Here is a 21,992-nt window from a genome sequence, read left to right as displayed (position 1 = left end):
GGTGGATCCAATGACGATGTTACGTCCCGCTATACTGTTGTTTATTCTGCTGTCTCTGATTACCGGCGGGCTTTACCCGCTGATGACTACCGCGCTGGGCCAGTGGTGGTTTAAAGATCAGGCCAACGGCTCGCTGATTATCCAGAACGGTGAAAACCGCGGCTCGCGTCTGATTGGGCAGAACTTTACGGACCCGCGCTACTTCCAGGGACGCCCTTCCGCCACTGCGGAAAGCCCGTATAATCCAATGGCCTCCGGCGGCAGCAATCTGGCTGGCAGTAATCCTGACCTGGACAAAGCCGTTGCTGAACGCGTTGCCGCCCTGCGCGCCGCGAATCCGCAGGCCAGCCGTGAGGTGCCGGTTGAGCTGATCACCGCTTCCGCGAGCGGGCTGGATTACAGCCTGACGCCGGATGCGGTGGTGTGGCAGATCCCACGCGTGGCAGCCGCCCGTCAGCTGACCGTCGAGCAGGTGAGCCAGCTGGTCGCAGAGCATACGCAAAAGCCGCTGGTCAGCTTCATCGGCATGCCGGTAGTGAACATTGTTGAGCTGAATCTGGCGCTGGACGCGCTAAGGAAGAACTAAATGACCGACGAGCCCATGCGCCCGGATCCGGACAGGCTGCTTGAACAGACGGCTGAAGCCCACCGCGGCAAGCTAAAAATTTTCTTCGGCGCCTGCGCGGGCGTCGGGAAAACCTTCGCCATGCTGACGGAAGCCCAGCGGCTTCGGGCGCAGGGGCTTGATATTCTCATCGGCGTGGTGGAAACCCACGGTCGCAAAGAGACGGCTGCGCTGCTGACGGGGCTGGCGACGCAGCCGCCCCAGCGTATCAGCCATCGCGGGCGGCTGGTCACTGAGTTTGATCTTGATGCCGCCCTCGCCCGCCGCCCTGCCCTGATCCTGATGGACGAACTGGCGCACAGCAATGCGCCAGGCTCCCGCCATCCGAAGCGCTGGCAGGATGTTGAGGAGCTGCTTGAGGCAGGCATTGACGTCTTCACCACGGTGAATGTTCAGCATCTGGAAAGCCTGAACGACGTAGTGAGCGGCGTAACCGGTATCCAGGTGCGGGAAACCGTCCCCGATCCGTTTTTTGATTCTGCCGATGAAGTCGTACTGGTTGACCTGCCGCCGGACGATCTACGCCAGCGCCTGCACGAAGGCAAAGTGTATATTGCCGGCCAGGCCGAACGCGCCATCGAACATTTTTTCCGCAAAGGAAACCTGATTGCCCTGCGCGAGCTGGCCCTGCGCCGCACCGCCGATCGCGTTGATGACCAGATGCGCGCCTGGCGAGACCTACAGGGACAAGAGCGCGTCTGGCACACGCGGGACGCCATTCTGTTATGCATTGGTCACGGCAGCGGCAACGAAAAACTGGTTCGCACCGCCGCCCGGCTGGCAGCGAAATTTGGCAGCGTCTGGCACGCGGTCTACGTCGAAACGCCGCAGCTGCATGGCCTGCCAGAAAATCAGCGTCGCGCCATTTTGAGCGCGCTGCGGCTGGCGCAGGAGCTGGGTGCCGAAACCGCCACCCTTTCCGAACCGCAGGAAGATAAAGCCATTCTGCGCTACGCGCGCGAGCACAACCTGGGCAAGATTGTCATTGGACGTCGACAGCATCGCCGCTGGTTTAGCCGCGAATCTTTTGCCGACAGGCTGGCCCGCCGCGCGCCGGATCTTGATTTAGTCATCGTCGCGCTGGATGACAAGCCCGCCCCTCTGCCCAACCGTACGCCGGATGCTCGCACCTTTGGCGATAAATGGCGCATTCAGATCCGGGGTTGCCTGGTGGCCGTGGTCCTTTGCGCCCTGATTACGGTGATTGCCAGCCAGTGGCTCATCGCCTTCGACGCCGCCAATCTGGTCATGATTTATCTGCTCGGCGTCGTTGTGGTCGCGCTCTTTTATGGCCGCTGGCCGTCGGTGCTGGCAACGGTGATCAACGTCATCAGCTTCGACCTTTTTTTTATCGCTCCGCGCGGGACGCTTGCTGTCTCGGACGTGCAGTACATTCTGACCTTTGCCGTGATGCTTACCGTCGGGCTGGTGATCGGGAATCTGACGGCAGGCGTACGCTACCAGGCACGCATTGCCCGCTATCGCGAGCAGCGCACGCGCCATCTGTATGAAATGTCAAAATCGCTGGCGGTTGGCCGCACGCAGCGAGATATCGTGCAGACCAGCGAGCAGTTTATTCGTTCGACCTTTCATGCCAGTAACCTGATTTTGCTCCCCGACGAACAGGGGCGCCTTCGCCCGCTGACCTCCCCTTCGGGGATGACGCCCTGGGATGAAGCGATTGCCCGCTGGAGTTTCGATAAGGGGTTACCTGCCGGCGCCGGCACCGACACTCTGCCCGGCGTGCCTTACCAGATCCTGCCGCTGCGCAGCGCGGATAAAAATCACGGGCTGGTCATCGTCGAGCCGTCTAACCTGCGTCAGCTGATGATCCCAGAGCAGCAGCGCCTGCTGGAAACCTTCACCCTGCTGGTCGCCAGCGCCCTTGAACGGCTGGCGCTCACCGCCAGCGAAGAGCAGGCGCGGCTGGCAAGCGAGCGCGAAAGTATTCGCAATTCGCTGCTGGCAGCGCTGTCTCACGATTTGCGCACCCCGCTTACCGTGCTGTTTGGCCAGTCCGAAATTCTGACGCTGGATCTGGCGGCGGAAGGATCAAAGCACGCGATGCAGGCCAGCGAAATTCGCCAGCACGTGCTGAATACCACGCGCCTGGTGAACAACCTGCTGGACATGGCGCGCATTCAGTCCGGCGGGTTTAACCTCAAAAAAGAGTGGCTCACCCTTGAGGAGGTTGTCGGCAGTGCGCTGAAGATGCTGGAGCCGGGTCTCGGCGGGCGCCATATTGAGCTGGACATGCCGGAACCCCTAACGTTAATCCATGTGGATGGCCCGCTGTTTGAGCGCGTGCTGATTAATCTGCTGGAAAACGCGGCTAAATACGCCGGGACAAAGGCCCGGCTGGGGATTGCTGCCAGGGTGGATAAACGTGTGCTGCGGCTCGACGTCTGGGATAACGGGCCGGGTATTCCGGCCGGTCAGGAGCGCGCCATATTCGAAAAATTTGCGCGCGGTAATAAGGAATCCGCCATTCCGGGCGTTGGGCTGGGTCTGGCGATCTGCCAGGCGATTGTCGACGTGCATGGTGGCACCATTTCCGCAGAGAACCGCCCGGAAGGTGGGGCACGCTTTTGTGTTACACTTCCTCTTGAAACCCCACCAGAACTTGATGAATTACCAGAGGATTTGTGATTAACGTTCTGATTGTTGAAGATGAGCTCGCTATCAGCCGATTTCTGCGTACCGCGCTGGAAGGCGACGGCTTGCGCGTGCATGAAGCCGGTACGCTTCAACGGGGGTTAATTGAAGCCGCCACCCGCAAGCCAGATCTGGTGATCCTGGATCTGGGACTTCCGGATGGCGACGGCATCGATTTTATTCGTGAGGTGCGTCAGTGGAGCCAGATGCCCATTCTGGTGCTCTCTGCCCGCACCGAAGAGACGGATAAAATCGCCGCGCTGGATGCCGGAGCGGATGATTATCTGATCAAACCGTTTGGCATTGGCGAGTTACAGGCCCGGCTTCGTGTGGCGCTGCGTCGACACAGTGCCACGTCCTCTTCCGATCCGGTGTACGCCTTTGGCGATATCCGCGTCGATCTTGCCGCCCGCCGCATCGTGCGAGGGGAAGAAGAGATCCACCTTACGCCTATCGAATTTCGTCTGCTGGCCGTGCTGCTCAATAACCACGGAAAAGTGTTAACGCAGCGACAGCTGTTAAGCCAGGTCTGGGGACCGAATGCTGTCGAGCATAGTCACTATTTACGCATTTATATGGGACACCTTCGCCAGAAACTTGAAGCCGATCCCGCGCGTCCTCGTCATTTATTAACAGAAACCGGTATCGGATATCGGTTTATGATCTGAATAAGTATTCACTTTAATTTTAAATAAAAAACATACCAGCCTTAATATAGCCATGAAAATAACGATGAGTTTATTTTCATAGCTATATCCGCCCTCTTTAAACACAATTAAAACATCAAATTAACACCGAACCAACAAAACAGCATTTTGATCTGCGTTATTCACTCAAAACGACTAATTATTTCTGAAATGATCGGTTATTGGTGATCTGTTTCACAGTTAATCCCTTTTTCCTGGATAAAATGACCATGCTTTCAATTACTGAAAGGAAACTGAACATGGAAAACAATAATCGTTTAATGCCCCATATAAGGCGGACAACACATATCATGATGTTTGCCCACCGTAACTGTTTTGACTTTCATCTCTTTAACGCCCGGTAGTCCTTCGACTTCTGGCGCATCTGCTTACAGGTTATCCTGAAAAACGCTATTTTACAGGCTGTTGCCTGTGAACACCTGCGCTCATTCCTTGTGATTCAGATTCTCCGCAACCGGGCGGACTGAATTCTACTCAGCAAAAAAGCAATTAACTGATTTCGTATCAGCGGACACGCTTTGCTTTTTTTTCCGGAAATAATCGATTTCTTTACCGCAAGAAGTCGAGGGCCCCATATTGCCTGAAATAAAGAGATAAAGATGAAAACGTTAAAAATTGCCGTCAGCCGTGCCTGCCCTGAATGCTTTACCACTTCGCGCGACATCGTGGATATCACCGCATCAGATTATATTGATGTGGCAGCCGTGGTTCTGGCCGTCAGCGATATTTTCAATGGCGCCATAGAAGAAATAGAAGCCACGGGATTCGGTATCCCGGTGTTTATTGCCACGCATAAAGAAGAAAGGGTTCCGGCTGAATTTCTGTCGCGTATTCACGGCGTTTTTGAGTACTCCGACACCAGCAATGCGTACTACGGACGCCAGCTTGAAGCGGCTGCGCAGAAGTACGAAACCCAGCTCCGCCCGCCGTTCTTCCGCGCGCTGGTCGATTACGTCCAGCAGGGGAACAGCGCGTTTGACTGCCCCGGACATCAGGGAGGCCAGTTCTTCCGCCGCCATCCGGCCGGAAACCAGTTTGTCGATTTCTTTGGCGAAACGCTTTTCCGCGCCGATCTGTGCAATGCCGACGTGGCAATGGGCGATCTGCTGATCCACGAAGGCGCGCCATGCATCGCCCAGCAGCATGCGGCAAAAGTCTTTAATGCGGATAAAACCTACTTCGTGCTGAACGGCACCTCCTCTTCCAACAAGGTGGTGCTCAATGCCCTGCTCACGCCAGGCGATCTGGTGCTGTTCGATCGCAATAACCATAAATCTAATCACCACGGGGCGCTGTTACAGGCGGGCGCGACGCCGGTGTATCTGGAAACGGCGCGCAACCCGTACGGGTTTATCGGCGGTATCGACGCACACTGTTTCGACGAGAGCTACCTGCGGGAGCTGGTATCAGAGGTCGCGCCTGGCCGTGCGCGGGATGAACGTCCGTTCCGTCTGGCGGTGATCCAGCTGGGCACCTACGACGGTACCATTTATAACGCCCGTCAGGTGGTGGATAAGATTGGTCACCTGTGCGATTACATTCTGTTTGACTCCGCCTGGGTGGGTTACGAGCAGTTTATCCCGATGATGGCCGACTGCTCGCCGCTGCTGCTGGAGCTGAACGAAAACGATCCGGGCATTCTGGTGACCCAGTCGGTGCATAAGCAGCAGGCGGGCTTCTCGCAAACCTCGCAAATCCATAAGAAGGACAGCCACATAAAAGGCCAGCCGCGCTATGTCCCGCATAAACGCCTCAACAACGCCTTTATGATGCACGCCTCCACCAGCCCGTTTTATCCGCTGTTTGCCGCCCTGGATATCAACGCCCGCATGCACGAGGGGCAAAGTGGGCGCAACATGTGGATGGACTGCGTGGTGACGGGTATCGAAGCGCGGAAACTGATCCTTCAGAACTGTCAGTTTATTCGTCCGTTCGTGCCGGAGACGGTGGATGGCCGTCCATGGGAAAGCTGGGATACGGCAGAGATTGCGACCGATCTGCGCTTCTTCCATTTCGTTCCGGGCGAACGCTGGCACGCCTTTGAGGGATACGCCGAGCATCAGTATTTTATCGATCCCTGCAAACTGCTGCTAACTACGCCGGGCATCAACGCCCGCACCGGTGAGTACGATGATTTCGGCGTGCCCGCGACCATCCTCGCCAACTTCCTGCGTGAAAGCGGCATCGTGCCGGAAAAATGCGACCTCAATTCCATTCTGTTCCTGCTCACCCCGGCGGAGGACATGGGCAAATTGCAGCAGCTCGTCGCCCAGCTGGTGCGCTTCGAAAAACTGCTCCAGAGCGATGTGCCGCTGAAAGAGGTTCTGCCCTCTCTTTATAAGCAACATCCGGAACGTTATGCGGATTATACCCTGCGTCAGATTTGTCAGGAGATGCATGACCTCTACGCCCGCCATAACGTGAAGCAACTGCAAAAAGAGATGTTCCGCAAGTCTCACTTCCCACGCGTCATGATGAACCCGCAGGAGGCGAACTATGCCTATCTGCGCGGTGAGGTCGAGCTGGTGTCCCTGCGCGACGCGGAAGGCCGTATCGCCGCGGAAGGCGCGCTGCCTTACCCACCGGGGGTGTTGTGCGTGGTGCCGGGAGAAGTCTGGGGCGGTTCCGTGCTGCGCTATTTCGCCGCGCTGGAAGACGGGATCAATCTGCTGCCGGGTTTTGCGCCGGAGTTACAGGGGGTTTACGTCGAGGAGTGTGACGGTCGCAAACAGGTGCGCTGCTACGTCATCAAACAACCTGCCGCTCAGCCATCGCTGCTGAAAGGAGAAAAATTATGAGTAAGGCCAACAAGATGGGCGTGGTGCAACTCACTATTCTCACCATGGTGAATATGATGGGTTCGGGGATCATCATGCTCCCCACCAAGCTCGCTGAAGTGGGGACGATTTCGATTATCTCCTGGCTTGTTACCGCCGTGGGTTCGATGGCGCTGGCGTGGGCGTTTGCCAAGTGCGGCATGTTCAGCCGCAAGTCCGGCGGGATGGGCGGCTATGCCGAATATGCGTTTGGTAAGTCCGGTAACTTTATGGCGAACTATACCTATGGCGTGTCGCTGCTGATCGCCAATGTGGCGATTGCCATTTCCGCTGTCGGTTACGGCACAGAGCTGTTTGGCGCGACGCTGACCCCGGTGCAAATTGGGCTGGCGACCATCGGCGTGCTCTGGATCTGCACCGTCGCTAACTTTGGCGGCGCGCGCATCACCGGACAGCTCAGCAGCATCACCGTCTGGGGCGTCATCATCCCGGTTGTCGGCCTGTGCATCATCGGCTGGTTCTGGTTCAGCCCGACGCTGTACGCCAATTCCTGGAATCCGCATCACGTACCGTTCTTCACCGCCGTGGGATCGTCCATCGCCATGACGCTGTGGGCCTTCCTCGGGCTGGAGTCGGCCTGTGCGAATGCGGAAGTGGTGGAAAACCCGGAGAAAAATGTGCCGATCGCGGTACTCGGCGGGACGCTGGGGGCGGCGGTGATCTATATCGTCTCGACCAACGTGATTGCGGGAATTGTGCCCAACATGGATCTGGCTAACTCCACGGCGCCGTTCGGACTGGCGTTTGCGCAGATGTTTACGCCGGAGGTAGGGAAAGTGATCATGGGACTGATGGTGATGTCCTGCTGCGGCTCGCTGCTGGGCTGGCAGTTCACCATCGCCCAGGTATTCAAATCTTCCGCTGACGAAGGTTATTTCCCGAAAATCTTCTCCCGCGTCACCAAAGCGGATGCGCCGGTGCAGGGCATGCTGGCGATTGTCATCTTCCAGAGCGGATTGTCGCTGATGACCATCAGCCCGTCACTGAACAGCCAGTTTAACGTGCTGGTCAACCTGGCGGTGGTGACGAACATCATTCCGTACATTCTGTCGATGGCGGCGCTGGTGATTATTCAGAAGGTGGCGAAGGTGGATCCGCGCAAAGCCCGGGCGGCCAATATCGTGGCGCTGATTGGGGCGATTTACAGCTTCTATGCGCTCTACTCGTCCGGTCAGGAGGCGATGCTGTATGGGGCGATGGTGACATTCATGGGCTGGACGCTGTACGGTCTGGTCTCACCACGGTTTGAACTGAAGAATAAACATAGTTAAAAAAGAAGCCCGGTGGCGCTGGCGCTTACCGGGCCTACGAGGTCAATGCAAAACGGCAACCCTGAGGTTGCCGTTTTTTATGTTTTCTCCCTCTCCCAGTGGGAGAGGGCCGGGGTGAGGGCATCAGCCCGCACCAGATCACGACTTACGCGTTTTTCAGCACTTCGCTGACAATCTCTACCGCTTCTTTCTCAATCTGCTGACGATGCTCAGCGCCGAGGAAGCTTTCACAATAGATTTTGTACGCATCTTCCGTACCGGATGGACGCGCGGCGAACCAGCCGTTTTCGGTCATCACTTTCAGGCCGCCGATCGATGCGCCGTTACCCGGCGCCGCCGTCAGACGCGCGGTGATCGGGTCACCAGCCAGGGTACTGGCACTGACCATCTCCGGAGAGAGTTTTGACAGAGCTGCTTTTTGCGCAGACGTGGCGCCAGCCTGAATACGGTTATAGCTTGGCGCACCAAAACGTTCCGCCAGCTCGTTGTAATGTTCCTGCGGGTTCTTACCGGTGACCGCGGTGATTTCCGCCGCCAGCAGGCACATGATGATGCCGTCTTTATCGGTTGACCATGGGGTGCCGTCGAAGCGCAGGAAGGATGCCCCCGCGCTCTCTTCACCGCCAAAGCCGAAGCTGCCGTCGTGCAGACCGTCAACAAACCACTTGAAGCCCACCGGCACTTCCACCAGCTTGCGACCCAGCGCGTCGACCACACGGTCAATCATAGCGGAAGAGACCAGCGTTTTACCCACCGCGACCTCTTTGCCCCACTGCGGACGGTGCTGGAAGAGATAATTGATTGCAACAGCCAGGTAGTGGTTCGGGTTCATCAGCCCTGCCGGGGTGACGATACCGTGGCGATCGTAGTCCGGGTCGTTGGCAAACGCCAGATCGAACTTGTCGCGCAGCGCCAGCAGGCCAGCCATTGCGCATTCGGAGGAGCAGTCCATACGGATCGCGCCGTCTTTGTCCAGGTGCATAAAGCGGAAGGTCTGATCGACGTGATCGTTCACGATGGTCAGATCCAGCTTGTAGTGCTCGGCAATGCGTTTCCAGTATTCAATACCGGAGCCGCCCAGTGGATCCACGCCCAGCTTCAGACCGGCTTTCTGGATAGCGGCCATATCGACGATATCCGCCAGCCCTTCCACGAACGGCTGCACCAGATCCTGCTCTTTCACGTGGCCGGAGGCCATGGCTTCATCCAGCGAGATGCGTTTCACACCGTTCAGACCGTTAGCCAGTAACGCGTTGGCACGATCTTCCACCACTTTCGTGACGTTGGTATCCGCCGGGCCACCGTTAGGTGGGTTGTACTTGATGCCGCCATCTTCCGGTGGGTTGTGGGACGGGGTGATCACAATGCCGTCAGCCTGCGCGCCACCTTTTTTGTTGTGTACCAGAATAGCGTTAGAAACCGCTGGCGTTGGCGTAAAACCGTTGTTCTCCTGAACAATCACGTCTACGCCGTTCGCCGCCAGCACTTCCAGCACGGAGATAAAAGCAGGTTCAGACAGGGCGTGGGTATCTTTCCCTACATAGCACGGACCGGTGACGCCATTTTTGGCGCGCTCTTCCGCGATGGCCTGAGCAATGGCCAGAATGTGCGGTTCGTTAAAGCTGTGGCGCGCCGCACTACCGCGGTGGCCAGATGTACCAAACTTCACTGCGTGTTCTGCGTTGCCCACCACCGGCTTCAGCACGTAGTACTGCGCGGTCAGTTGAGCGACGTTAATCAAATCGCTTTGTTGTGCAGGTTGTCCTGCACGGCTGTGATTTGCCATTGCCTGGTCCTTCTGATGCAAGGGTTAAATTGTACCGCAAACCTTTTCGATCAATTCCGCCGGGAACTGCATGGACTGCATGATATGTTCGATCATGCTGCACTTACGGCCCGTATTGGTGTTGGTGATCACCCAGTATGGTGTACCGGGAACGTGTTTGGGCTTGGTTTGGTTGCCATTTTGCAGCAGGGTCTGCTCGTCGCCTGCGAAGTAAACGCGCGTGCGACCGTGCAGCGACTCTGTCGCTTCTGCAAATGCGTTGTTATCCAGTGAGTAAAGTGTAGACAGCACCAGCATAAAGCGGTTAACCGCCTTTTTCTGCTCGGCATATTCATCGGACAGCAGCAGCTCGCGCATCGCGCGCACTTTGTCTTTTGCCGGCATGACGGCAGGTTTTACTTGTGCAACAACGCTCGGCTGAGACACGACATCTTTAGTGACAGGAGTGGGCTGTGAGGCGGCGGAAATTTTAAGCATGCGCCGTAAAATGTCGGACGCGCTCTCCCCAATATGCCGCGTCTGGCTGGCAATATACTGATAGAGTTCGTCATCAACTTCGATTGTTTTCATCTTAATCCAGTGCGATATCTTATCTGAATACAAGTCGTTGAGATTATAAGGTCAAATCCCAACAGCGGATAGCGTCAAACCAGGTTGGCGGCAAAAGTCAGATTAAACTGGATCCTTGCCCCCGGGCGGCAGAATGGTCAACATGATACCCTAACCTGACAAACCTAAAAAAAGAACTTTGCCATGAAATTGAATACCCGAGCGCAAACTGCACAATCGCCGAACAATAATTCTCCCATCGTACTGGTTCACGGCCTGTTTGGTAGCCTGGATAATCTGGGTGTGCTGGCGCGCGATTTAGTGACCGATCACGCGATTCTCCAGGTTGATATGCGCAATCACGGTCTTTCTGGGCGCTCGGAGGAGATGACCTACGCAGCCATGGCGCAGGATCTGCGGGACACCCTCGATGCGAATAATATCCAGAAAGCGACGCTTATCGGGCATTCAATGGGCGGCAAAGCGGTGATGGCGCTCACTGCGCTGGCCCCTGAGCGAATTTCCGGGCTGGTGGTCATCGACGTTGCGCCCGTCAATTACGACGTTCGCCGTCACGATGAGATTTTTACCGCCATCAATGCGGTCACCGAAGCGGGTGTCGCAACCCGCCAGCAGGCGGCTGCCGTTATGCGTGAGCATCTTGATGAGGAAGGCGTAGTTCAGTTCCTGCTGAAATCGTTTGTTGACGGACAATGGCGCTTTAACGTCCCGGTATTGTGGGATCAGTATTCGCATATTGTGGGCTGGGAAACCGTCCCCGCCTGGCCGCACCCTACCTTTTTTATTCGCGGCGGCAACTCCCCTTACGTCACTGATGCGTACCGTGACACGCTGCTGGCGCAATTCCCGCAGGCTCGCGCTCACGTTATTGCGGGTGCCGGGCACTGGGTACACGCGGAAAAACCGGATGCCGTCCTGCGCGCCATTCGCCGCTATCTTACTGATACAGCGAATTGATTAAAAAGCCAGCGACCGGAAGACGACGGGCTTCCAGTCGTTGGCGTGTGGATTTGGGTGATGTATGATGGCGCGCTTATCGCCCGGGCATTAGCAGGGCGGCGTGTTTCCCCCGAAGTCTCAGAATCATGGCCAAAGAACAAACGGACCGTACGACACTAGATCTGTTCGCGAATGAGCGTCGACCGGGACGACCGAAAACGAATCCGCTTTCGCGCGATGAACAGCTGCGTATCAATAAACGCAACCAGCTTAAACGCGATAAAAATCGTGGGCTTAAGCGTGTCGAACTGAAGCTGAATGCCGATGCCGTCGATGCGCTTAACGAGTTAGCTGACGCACGCAACATCAGCCGCAGCGAACTGATCGAAGAGATGCTGATCGCCCAGCTTGAGACGTTACGCGGCAAGGCGTGAGTCAGAAAATCCCCAATATTACCTTTTTCATGTAGCACAGAGTGCAGTCCTGCGTGATAGCTGTTTCCGCAGGGTTGCCTGTTCTGCTATTATTGCCCTTATCCGTGGACAATTTGCGCCACCATACCATTAAGTTTCAAGAGGTTATTTTACTCATGGCAATCATCGGCATTTTCTTTGGCAGTGATACCGGCAATACTGAAAATATCGCAAAAAACATTCAAAAACAGCTCGGTAAAGACGTTGCTGATGTGCATGACATCGCCAAGAGCAGCAAAGAAGATCTCGAGGGCTATGACATCCTGCTGCTGGGCATCCCGACCTGGTACTACGGTGAAGCACAGTGTGACTGGGACGATTTCTTCCCGACGCTGGAAGAAGTAGACTTCAACGGCAAGCTGGTTGCCCTGTTTGGCTGTGGCGATCAGGAAGACTATGCTGAGTATTTCTGTGATGCGCTGGGCACTATTCGCGACATCATTGAGCCACGCGGTGCGGCGATCGTCGGTCACTGGCCAACGGCGGGTTACCATTTCGAAGCGTCCAAAGGTCTGGCAGATGACGATCACTTCGTTGGCCTGGCCATTGATGAAGACCGTCAGCCAGAGCTGACCGCTGAGCGTGTAGAAAAATGGGTTAAGCAGGTTCGTGAAGAGCTGAACCTGGACGATATCCTTAACGCCTGATATCCCTGCGGCGCAACTCCGGTTGCGCCCGTTTTCCAGGTAAAACCGATTAAATTAATTGCTACAAACTTTTAACTTTTTCGCCCAGACCTGTACAATATCCCCCTGGTAAAAAGTGGGTGCCATCGAACAAGTTTGTTGGTGATACCACGTTTTTATAAGCATACTTTGCTTGAGACTTGCAGTTTTCATTTAGCCATGGCAGTTCTATAATGAGACGCATTATCCCAAGTGCATTTTCTGTCACTTCTTCTTTTGAAGTGAATCGTTTAGCAACAGGACAGATTCCGCATGACTGACAACAATACCGCATTAAAGAAAGCTGGCCTGAAAGTAACGCTTCCTCGGTTAAAAATCCTTGAAGTGCTTCAGGGGCCAGACAATCACCATGTCAGTGCGGAAGACCTTTATAAGCGTCTTATCGATATGGGTGAAGAGATTGGGCTGGCAACCGTCTATCGTGTGCTGAACCAGTTTGATGACGCGGGCATTGTTACTCGTCATAATTTCGAAGGCGGTAAATCCGTGTTCGAGCTGACTCAGCAGCATCACCACGATCACCTGATCTGCCTCGACTGTGGCAAGGTCATTGAATTTAGCGATGATTCCATTGAATCACGCCAGCGTGAAATCGCCGCCCGTCATGGCATCCGCCTGACCAACCACAGCCTGTACCTGTACGGTCACTGCGCTGAAGGCGATTGCCGCGAAGACGACCACGCGCACGACGCGAAATAATATCGTGTTCATACTCTGAGCCAGCCGTAAGGTTGGCTTTTTTTTGCCTGAAAAAAGCCCGGTGGCGCTGCGCTTACCGGGCCTACGGGCTGTGACACCGTTGTAGGCCCGGTAAGCGCAGCGCCACCCGGGCGTAAAGCAACTTATTTATTGTTATTGCGAATCTCGTCCCAGATCTTATCGCAACGCTTCGCCACTTCCTGATCGTTACCGGTTTTCCGCGCCTGGATACAGGCCTGGTAATCCATCACGCGAACATTTTCCTGCGTCGCAAACTGCTCATGCGCCTTCTCTTTTTTCAGCACATTCAGCACGCTCTGGCAGGCTTCAATCTTCTCTGGCGATCCTTGTGCTGTATTGATGCAGGCGCTATACGCCTCCTTCAGACGGGAGTCTTCTTTCTGCGCCTGATCCTGCGCACACGCCACCAGCCCCGATGCCAGCAGCGCAACGATTACCATTTTTTTCATCATATGCAGTCTCCATGCAGGCGGGATTTCGCCCGCCAGCGTGTTCATCAGAAGATTGTGAATGGCGCAATGACCATGAATTTCACGTCACGTTCATCCTGGAAGATGTTGCCGTAACCGCCCGCGTAGCTCGGGATATCGGAGTGGTTGTCATACTGGGTGAAGTGCAGTTTGAACATCGTGCCTTTCGCACGGCCCTCCTGAAGGGTGTAAATCGCATCCAGGCTGTATGAAGACTCTTTCAGACGGTAGTTCGGATCGTAGTAGGCGTCTGGCGTAGCCATATCTGCTGGCTTCGCGTCCCAGGCGTACGCGTAGGACGCACCCACCGCCCAGCCAGGCAGGTTCCAGTTCTTCAGGTCATACATTGCGCCGAAGAAGACCGCCTTTTCGCCGTCGGCGTTAAAGTCAGAGCGGTTATCCCACCAGATATCCAGACGACCATTGGAAGAGGCGTAGGTTGGCGTCATACGTTGCAGGAAGTAGCCCTGCTGCCCTTCTGCCTTGACCCATGTTCCCTCCAGACGTAAATCAACCTGACCTACCTTGTAGCCGAAGGTCAGCGCCTGTAACCACGCGGTGCCGTCATAGATATCATTTACGCTGCCATCACTGACTTTGTCGCGCGTACCGTAGAACTGATAGCTGGTGCTCAGCGGGCTACCCGCGATATCAAATTTGTAGCTGGCTTTAGCAAAGTACTGATCGATATAGCCTTCAGCCTGACCAAAAGCAGCTTCCAGCACCAGATCGTTTTTGAAGTCGTACTTCGCCCCCAGCGAGTGGAGATAATCAACTTTGGTTTTTTTATCATTCTGATAGAACTTGTCCATCTCAATGTGCCACGGCGCTTTGTACTCGTTGGTCCACATATAGGAGAAGCTCAACGCCCCCGCATCGCCGTAGTCAAAATTAGCACCGGCTTCCGCACCCTGATAGGTACCTGGCATAAAGCTCCAGTGCGGTGCTAACAGCGTCTGGCCGGTTGGCTGGATATAACCTCCACGCGCCCAGACCGGACCATATTTGAATTTTGCAGCCGCTTTATACAGGCTGATTCCGCTTTTATCGCCGGACCAGTCTTCGTCGTAGGCTTTATTGCTGGAGGAGAACGCAATTTCGTTCGGATGGCCGCTGTCGCCATTTTCGGCCATTTCAATTGCGGTGAACGCTGCAATATCGATCCCGAACATATCGGCGGCATATCCCGACTGGAAATCAAGGTTGGCGTTCCAGGTCGAGTGAGAAAGGTTGGTTTTGTATTTATCTTCAGTGACGTCTTTACGGTCACGCTCACGCTGCCAGTAATAAATACCGCCCGTGAGGGTGGAATCTTCGATGAAACCTGCTGCTTTTGCCTCTGGCGCAACCACCAGGCCCGACATAGCTGTCACACCGGCGATAGCCAGCGCCAGCGCACTACGTTTGCCACTGAACGTACGCATATGTTTATCCTCTTTGACGTATAAATTGCTGTTACCAAAGGCAAACAGCGAAAAAATAAAATGAAAAAGTAGCGTTGAGAAAAACCTCGTTGACTACAATGGTTAGACTATTTTTCGCGACGCGAATTATCAATCTCTTTCTGTAACGGGAATGTAAGAATATGAGCAACCGCACATATTTCATCGTTTTCTGTTACATTTCATTCATAACTCCAAAAATGCGGGCGTTTGACAAAAAACCTTTTATTTCCATAAACATGTAATCGGTTTCATCGTTTAAACATTTGAGATGTTTATTTTTTAATTGAAATCATTTATGAAAATAATAAATTTTGAATTGGTATTAATTCGCTGCGCAAAGCGGGTTCTCCCTTACTCTGACAGTACCCGTTAAAGGATGTGAGATTGCTCGCTTTTTCTAAATTAACCGTCTGTTTTTACTGTTTCTCGTCTTGACGCTGCCAAAAGACCTCATTAATTATGTGGTCAGGTTATACGTATAAGTTGGCGCACATATGGCAAAAAGAATGACGCAACGCGATGTCGCTGCACTGGCGGGAGTTTCTCAGGCGGTGGTCTCAGTAGTGTTAGGCATGGGAAAACACGCCTATCCCCAGGAGACAGTTGCCAGAGTGGAAAACGCGGCGAAACAACTGGGCTATGTACCAAACCGCTTCGCCCAGGCATTGAAAACCAATAAAACACTGTCCGTGGCCTGTATTATTCCGGACATTGCCAACCCGTTTTATGCCTCGCTGATACGCGGGGTGCAATCGGTGATGGATGCCCATCGTTATGATGTCATCGTTGCCAGTACCGATGCTGTGCGGGAAAGGGAACTGCATTTTCTGAACTGGTCGGCTCAGGGGCGCGTCGATGCCGTAATTGGCACTTTTTTTCATGCCGGCGTTAATGATTTTGAACCCTATCTCATGGCCGGTTTTCCCATCGTCCGGATTGAAGCGGAGTATAAAACCGCCGGGAATTTGCCGTTACACAATATTTTTATCGACAACACCGCTGCCGCCCGCCGCGCTGTCGAATATCTGCTGGCTCAGGGGCACAAACACATCTGTATGATCGCAGGCGCTGGCGGCCCGGCTGGTGCCCGTGTGAAAGGCTATCAGCAGGCGATGGTGCAGGCTGGCCTTACGCCACAAATTCTTATGCAAGCAGATTTCTCAGAACCTACCAGCTATCAGTCCGCACTATCACTTTTCCGCAATGTTCCTCGCCCGGACGCTATCTTTGCCGCCAACGATGTAATGGCTATCGGCGTGATGCGGGCGGCAAGAGAGACGGGAATAACCATTCCCGGGCAGCTTGCCGTGGTCGGTTTTGATGATATCCCCTCGGCCGGACTGGTCACCCCTTCCCTGACCACTATCGCCCACTTTCCGGAACTAATCGGACAAAAAGCCGGTGAAATCCTGATGAATCACCTGTCCGGGGAACAGGATTCACCGGGAAGCACAACCGAAATGCCCTACCGCCTGGTAAAAAGGGAATCCGCCTGACTGGCGATTAATTACAGAGAAAAGGATGAAAAAATGGAATTACCTTCAGATTATTACCAGCGCGTTTACGCTGGGGTATTAGGGAAATTGATCGGCGTGTATCTGGGTCGCCCTTTTGAAGGCTGGACCTGGCAAAAAATCATGCGGGAACTCGGGCCAATACGGTATTACGTTAATGAAAAATTCAATCGCCCTCTGGTGATTACCGATGACGACGTAGCCGGAACATTCACATTTATTCGCGCGCTTGAGGATTACGCGTTACCGCCAGACCTGACAGCCGAACAGATGGGGCACTGTTGGCTGAATTACATCATTGATAAGCGCACTATCCTCTGGTGGGGGGGTAATGGTAATTCAACAGAACATACGGCGTGGCTGAATCTTAAAAAGGGTATCCCTGCCCCGCTGAGTGGCGCTATCGCCACCAATGGCAAAACCATCGCAGAGCAAATCGGCGCGCAAATTTTCATTGATAGCTGGGCGCTCGTGGCTCCCGGCCAACCGCAACTGTCGGCGTCTCTGGCAAAAACAGCCGCCAGCGTGAGTCACGATGGGGAATCCGTTTATGCCGCCATGCTTTGGGCGGCAATGGAGTCACAGGCTTTTATCTGCCAGGACATCGAAAAACTGATTGCCACAGGCTTATCCGTTATCCCCCCAGATTCGCAAATTGCCATACTGGTCGCCGATGTCTGCCGCTGGCGCCAAGAGGATAACGACTGGCAGACGACGCGCCAGAAAATTGAAGACCACTACGGCTACCATAAATATCCCAGCAACTGCCATGTGATCCCCAACCACGCGTTGATGATTATGGCGATGCTCTACGCGCCGGACGATTTCCAGCAGTCCCAGTGCATCGTTAATACCTCCGGATGGGATACCGACTGCAATGCGGGCAACGTTGGCTGCCTGTCTGGAATTATGCTCGGGTTACAGGGTATTGACGCCGGCCCGGACTGGCGCGGCCCGTTGGCGGACAGAATGCTAATCTCTTCCGCGGACGGCGGTTTTTCCATCAACAACGCAGTACGCATTACGGATTATCTGGTGGATTTAGGCCATCAGATTGCCGGGCTTCCGCGCCCTGAACCGAAGAAAGGTGGGGCTCAATACCATTTCTCCCTGCCGGGAAGCGTACAGGGTTTTCGCTGGCTGAAGGAAGAGAATACCGCTCCGGTTGAGGTGAAAAACGAAGCCTGGCAGGGGCAGCAGATGCTGAGCATTCATTATCATCACCTCGCGCAGGGTCTTCAGGCCAGTGTGACCACGCAAACTTTTACCCCGCCGGAAATCGTGGAAATGCGCAGTTACGATCTCATGGCCACGCCACTGATCTACCCTGGACAACGCTTGCACGCTACGCTTATTGCCCCATCGGACAATATCTCGTCGCTTAACGTGCGGCTGTGCTATCGGGTCTATGACGATAACAATTGTCTGATCCCTTGCTATGGTGACACGCACCACGTTGCCCCAGGCGAAGAAATAACGCTCTCGCTGGATATCCCTGACTGTAAAGGCCAACCAATAGGTGAAATTGGCGTGACGCTGAGTACCGACGCCCGTATTGCCCGTGGTCGACTCCTTATCGACAGCATGTGCTGGGATGGCGTCCCGAAACTGACCCTGCGCAAACCCGCCGGAGAGAACGACTTCTGGTGGCGCTCATGGGTCAACGTAGTGGATCTCTTTTCCCGCCATTATCCAACCAGCTTTCGGATCTCAAAAGAATACGATGAGGGTTTAATCATTCACGGCACTCGCCAGTGGAATAACTATCGGGTGCAAAGTGACATCACGCTGCATTTGGGTGACTACGGTGGTCTGGCCTTCCGGGTACAGGGGATGAGACGTTACTACGCAGCGCGCGTAATGCGCGACGGAAAGGTACAGATAATACGCGTCCGCGACGCGGTGACCCGTATTCTGGCAGAAACCGTCCTGTCTGACGTTTATGAGCGGCCCCTCGTTTTCGATATCGCTGTTATGGGAAACACCCTTACCGCCACTGTCGATGGAAAAACCCTTTCCGTGGAAGATACCGAACGTGAAGCGTTTGCCGATGGTGGGATCGGGTTATTGATATGCGCCGGTGCGCTGTCAACCGACGCTATCCATATCTGCGCCAATGAAACGGTATCACAACAAGGGATGAAAAAATGAAAACAACAAACAGGCTACGGGCCCTGGCCCTGGTCGTTGCGGCATTACTCTCAGGATGTAAAGAGGATAAACCGCAGCAGGTTACAATTGAATTTATGCACTCCTCCGTAGAGCAAGAGCGCCAGGCCGTTATACGCGGCCTGATCGACCGCTTTCAGAAAGAAAACCCTACTATTACCGTGAAGCAGGTGCCGGTGGAAGAGGACGCCTTTAATACCAAAATGATTACGCTTGCCCGTTCAGGCGCGTTGCCGGAAGTGATCGAAGTTAGCCATGACTACGCCCGGGTAATGGACAAAGAGTCGCTAATCGATCACAAGGCGGTAAAAGCCCTGATAGAGAAACAAGGGGAAGCGTCTTTCTATGACGGCGTGTTGCGTATTGTCCGCACCGAAGACGGAAATGCATACACTGGCGTACCCATTAGCGCCTGGTTACAGGGGATCTGGTATCGAAAATCCGTACTGGCTAAGGCAGGGATTAGTGAGCCCAAAAACTGGGCCCAATTGCTGGATGCGGCGCGCAAGCTGACCAAAATCGGTGACAAAAAATACGGTATCGCTCTGCCGACGGCAGAGAGTGTGATGACCGAGCAAACTTTTCCCAGTTTGCGCTTTCAAATCATGCCAACGTATTTAATGCTGACGGCAAGGTCACCGTCAACTCACCGGAAATGCTCGCGTCGCTGAATTATTACCGCGATCTTTCCCGATACACGATGCCCGGCTCTAATAATGTTATGGAGATCAAAGACGCCTTTATGAACGAGACTGCACCGATGGCGGTCTATTCGACCTACATTCTGCCAGCTATCGCTCAGGAAGGTTCGCTGGCCGACATCGGCTTTGTCGTTCCGACTGAAAAAACCTCTGCGGTGTATGGCGTAATCACTTCATTAACCATCACTACTGGGCAGAAGGAAGAAGAGACGGAAGCCGCTGAAAAATTCGTGTCATTTATGGAGCAAGCGCAAAATACCGCAGAATGGGTATTAATGTCGCCAGGGGCGATGCTGCCGGTGACAAAAGCCGTTGCTGCACACACCGTTTACAAACATAACCCGGCTATTAAAGCCTTTGGCGATCTGACGACTCAACTGATTGCTCAGTATCCGCATATGCAGGTCTTTGGTTCCGTCGGTGAGAAGAATTTCACAGGGATGGGGGATGTCACCGGCTCCGCTATTCTCAGTGAAATGGTCAATCAGGTGACAGTAGGAAAACAGGAGACTGCCCCCGCGCTGGAACGCAGCCAGCAGCGAGTAGCTGAACTTTTGCAACGCCATTAACCCTCAAAAAAAACGCCGCATTACGCGGCGTTTGTTTCTCATTGACCATGCCAGCGTTATTATTCGCCGATCTTAGTCCAGGTATCACGCAGACCGACGGTACGGTTAAATACCGGTTTTTCTGCCGTGCTGTAACGGCTGTCCAGGCAGAAGTAACCCTCACGTTCAAACTGGAACGCTTTACCGGCTTCAGCGGCTTTCAGAGACGGCTCGGCATAACCCTGCTTGATAATCAGCGACTCAGGGTTGATAACCGCCAGGAAGTCCTCCGCAGCGCCTGGGTTAGGTACGCTGAACAGACGATCGTAGAGACGGATCTCAACCGGCAGCGCATGCTGCGCACTCACCCAGTGGATCACACCTTTCACTTTACGGCCATCCGCCGGATCTTTACTCAGCGTCTCTGCGTCGTACGTACAGAAGATGGTCGTGATGTTACCTTCCGCATCTTTCTCTACGCGCTCGGCTTTGATCACATAGGCGTTACGCAGACGCACTTCTTTGCCCAGCACCAGACGCTTGTACTGCTTGTTCGCTTCTTCACGGAAGTCGGCGCGATCGATCCAGATTTCACCGCTGAACGGCACATCACGGCTTCCCATTTCCGGTTTGTTCGGATGGTTAGGCATGGAGACCAGTTCGCTTTCGCCCTGCGGGTAGTTTTCGATAACCAGCTTAACCGGATCGATAACGGCCATTGCGCGCGGGGCGTTTTCGTTGAGGTCTTCACGAATGCAGGATTCCAGAGACGCCATTTCAATGGTGTTGTCCTGCTTGGTCACGCCGATGCGTTTGCAGAACTCACGAATAGAGGCGGCAGTGTAACCACGACGGCGCAGGCCGGAGATGGTTGGCATGCGCGGGTCGTCCCAGCCTTCAACGTGCTTGTCGGTCACCAGCAGATTCAGCTTACGCTTGGACATCACGGTGTATTCCAGATTCAGACGAGAGAACTCGTACTGACGCGGATGCACAGGAATGGTGATGTTATCCAGCACCCAGTCGTACAGACGACGGTTGTCCTGGAATTCCAGCGTGCACAGAGAGTGCGTAATGCCTTCCAGCGCATCGCTGATGCAGTGGGTGAAGTCGTACATCGGGTAGATGCACCACTTGTTACCGGTCTGGTGGTGTTCAGCGAACTTAATGCGGTACAGCACCGGATCGCGCATCACGATGAACGGAGACGCCATATCGATTTTGGCACGCAGACACGCTTTACCTTCTTCGAAGCCACCGGCACGCATTTTTTCAAACAGCGCCAGGTTCTCTGCCACGCTACGATCGCGGAACGGACTGTTTTTACCAGGCTGAGTCAGCGTACCGCGGTATTCACGGATTTCGTCAGCAGACAATTCGTCGACGTATGCCAGACCTTTGTTAATCAGTTCAACCGCATAGGCATACAGCTGATCGAAGTAGTCTGAGGAGTAGCAGATATCGCCAGACCAGTTGAAGCCCAGCCATTGCACGTCGTTTTTAATCGACTCAACGTATTCGATGTCTTCTTTTACTGGGTTGGTGTCATCGAAACGCAGGTTGCACTGCCCCTGGTAATCTTGCGCAATACCAAAGTTCAGGCAGATCGATTTGGCGTGACCAATGTGCAGGTAGCCATTTGGCTCCGGCGGGAAACGCGTGTGGACTGTGGTGTGCTTACCACTGGCCAGATCTTCATCGATGATCTGACGAATAAAGTTACTCGGGCGGGCTTCTGCCTCACTCATCGTGGATTCCTCAAAGCGTAAACAACGTATAACGGCATATGATCTTATAAGCCGGACGTAGTGACAACCCTTAAAACGTCCCGGAAGAAAATAATGGGGGCAATTGCTGCAAAAAAAAGCGGCGGAGG

The 21,992-nt window shown here is 54.3% G+C and carries 17 protein-coding genes and 1 pseudogene; 13 read left to right on the top strand and 5 right to left on the bottom strand.

The features are described 5' to 3' along the window. Positions 1-10 precede the first annotated feature (10 nt). The 6 genes from kdpC (at position 11) to potE (ending at position 8,095) form a co-directional block, all read left to right on the top strand. Entirely contained in the window at positions 11-586 is a 576-nt protein-coding gene (gene kdpC, locus ACQG0T_RS06380; protein ID WP_015571119.1) for a potassium-transporting ATPase subunit KdpC, read from the top strand. Beyond that, complete coding sequence (gene kdpD, locus ACQG0T_RS06375; RefSeq protein ID WP_015571120.1) at positions 587-3,274, top strand: two-component system sensor histidine kinase KdpD; 2,688 nt, start codon at positions 587-589, stop codon at positions 3,272-3,274. Then, a complete protein-coding gene (kdpE, locus tag ACQG0T_RS06370; RefSeq protein WP_032670340.1) occupies positions 3,271-3,948 on the top strand; it encodes a two-component system response regulator KdpE in 678 nt (225 codons plus the stop codon). Before kdpD ends, kdpE begins: the two co-directional genes overlap by 4 nt. Before the next feature lie 278 nt (positions 3,949-4,226). Further along, the gene (speFL, locus tag ACQG0T_RS06365) at positions 4,227-4,331 is read left to right on the top strand and encodes a leader peptide SpeFL (protein WP_003858645.1); all 105 of its coding nucleotides are present in this window, start codon (positions 4,227-4,229) and stop codon (positions 4,329-4,331) included. A gap of 255 nt (positions 4,332-4,586) precedes the next feature. After that, the gene (speF, locus tag ACQG0T_RS06360) at positions 4,587-6,785 is read left to right on the top strand and encodes an ornithine decarboxylase SpeF (protein ID WP_126290888.1); all 2,199 of its coding nucleotides are present in this window, start codon (positions 4,587-4,589) and stop codon (positions 6,783-6,785) included. Continuing rightward, positions 6,782-8,095 (top strand): putrescine-ornithine antiporter, encoded by a 1,314-nt coding sequence (gene potE / locus ACQG0T_RS06355; protein ID WP_003858648.1) that lies wholly within the window; start codon positions 6,782-6,784, stop codon positions 8,093-8,095. Before speF ends, potE begins: the two co-directional genes overlap by 4 nt. A gap of 145 nt (positions 8,096-8,240) precedes the next feature. On the opposite strand, the gene pgm is transcribed toward potE, so the two are convergent. Both pgm and seqA read right to left on the bottom strand, forming a co-directional pair. Then, positions 8,241-9,881 (bottom strand): phosphoglucomutase (alpha-D-glucose-1,6-bisphosphate-dependent), encoded by a 1,641-nt coding sequence (pgm, locus tag ACQG0T_RS06350; protein ID WP_015571122.1) that lies wholly within the window; start codon positions 9,879-9,881, stop codon positions 8,241-8,243. A 24-nt stretch (positions 9,882-9,905) separates the two neighbouring features. After that, on the bottom strand, positions 9,906-10,451 hold the full coding sequence (seqA, locus tag ACQG0T_RS06345; RefSeq protein ID WP_003858650.1) for a replication initiation negative regulator SeqA: 546 nt from the start codon (positions 10,449-10,451) through the stop codon (positions 9,906-9,908). A gap of 183 nt (positions 10,452-10,634) precedes the next feature. Between seqA and ybfF the strand changes: the two genes are divergently transcribed. The 4 genes from ybfF (at position 10,635) to fur (ending at position 13,248) form a co-directional block, all read left to right on the top strand. Then, the gene (gene ybfF / locus ACQG0T_RS06340; RefSeq protein ID WP_271040602.1) at positions 10,635-11,408 is read left to right on the top strand and encodes an esterase; all 774 of its coding nucleotides are present in this window, start codon (positions 10,635-10,637) and stop codon (positions 11,406-11,408) included. Positions 11,409-11,536: 128 nt separating this feature from the next. Next, positions 11,537-11,824: a LexA regulated protein gene (gene ybfE, locus ACQG0T_RS06335; protein ID WP_003858652.1), complete on the top strand. Its 288-nt coding sequence runs from the start codon at positions 11,537-11,539 to the stop codon at positions 11,822-11,824. A 155-nt stretch (positions 11,825-11,979) separates the two neighbouring features. Then, positions 11,980-12,510, top strand: coding sequence for a flavodoxin FldA (gene fldA / locus ACQG0T_RS06330; protein WP_003858653.1), 531 nt, complete (start codon positions 11,980-11,982; stop codon positions 12,508-12,510). Positions 12,511-12,801: 291 nt separating this feature from the next. Beyond that, a complete protein-coding gene (gene fur / locus ACQG0T_RS06325) occupies positions 12,802-13,248 on the top strand; it encodes a ferric iron uptake transcriptional regulator (RefSeq protein WP_010428651.1) in 447 nt (148 codons plus the stop codon). A 143-nt stretch (positions 13,249-13,391) separates the two neighbouring features. On the opposite strand, the gene chiQ is transcribed toward fur, so the two are convergent. Both chiQ and chiP read right to left on the bottom strand, forming a co-directional pair. Next, on the bottom strand, positions 13,392-13,718 hold the full coding sequence (gene chiQ / locus ACQG0T_RS06320) for a ChiQ/YbfN family lipoprotein (protein WP_045350017.1): 327 nt from the start codon (positions 13,716-13,718) through the stop codon (positions 13,392-13,394). 47 nt (positions 13,719-13,765) lie between these two features. Beyond that, the gene (chiP, locus tag ACQG0T_RS06315) at positions 13,766-15,163 is read right to left on the bottom strand and encodes a chitoporin ChiP (RefSeq protein WP_017694280.1); all 1,398 of its coding nucleotides are present in this window, start codon (positions 15,161-15,163) and stop codon (positions 13,766-13,768) included. A 527-nt stretch (positions 15,164-15,690) separates the two neighbouring features. Between chiP and ACQG0T_RS06310 the strand changes: the two genes are divergently transcribed. The 3 genes and pseudogenes from ACQG0T_RS06310 to ACQG0T_RS06300 all read left to right on the top strand — a co-directional run bounded on the left by ACQG0T_RS06310 (position 15,691) and on the right by ACQG0T_RS06300 (position 20,137). Beyond that, positions 15,691-16,680 (top strand): LacI family DNA-binding transcriptional regulator, encoded by a 990-nt coding sequence (locus ACQG0T_RS06310; RefSeq protein ID WP_223259290.1) that lies wholly within the window; start codon positions 15,691-15,693, stop codon positions 16,678-16,680. Between the two features lie 33 nt (positions 16,681-16,713). Continuing rightward, positions 16,714-18,849: an ADP-ribosylglycohydrolase family protein gene (locus ACQG0T_RS06305; protein WP_271040601.1), complete on the top strand. Its 2,136-nt coding sequence runs from the start codon at positions 16,714-16,716 to the stop codon at positions 18,847-18,849. Further along, positions 18,846-20,137, top strand: a pseudogene (locus ACQG0T_RS06300) (ABC transporter substrate-binding protein). The gene ACQG0T_RS06305 and the pseudogene ACQG0T_RS06300 overlap by 4 nt, the downstream one beginning before the upstream one ends. Positions 20,138-20,196: 59 nt before the next feature. On the opposite strand, the gene glnS reads toward ACQG0T_RS06300, so the two are convergent. Beyond that, a complete protein-coding gene (glnS, locus tag ACQG0T_RS06295; protein WP_064489808.1) occupies positions 20,197-21,864 on the bottom strand; it encodes a glutamine--tRNA ligase in 1,668 nt (555 codons plus the stop codon). Positions 21,865-21,992: the final 128 nt, after the last annotated feature.

The sequence above is a fragment of the Enterobacter cloacae complex sp. 302F9 genome, from assembly GCF_050030335.1.
Lineage (GTDB): Bacteria > Pseudomonadota > Gammaproteobacteria > Enterobacterales > Enterobacteriaceae > Enterobacter > Enterobacter hormaechei_C.
This window is presented reverse-complemented; position numbering and strand designations above follow the sequence as displayed.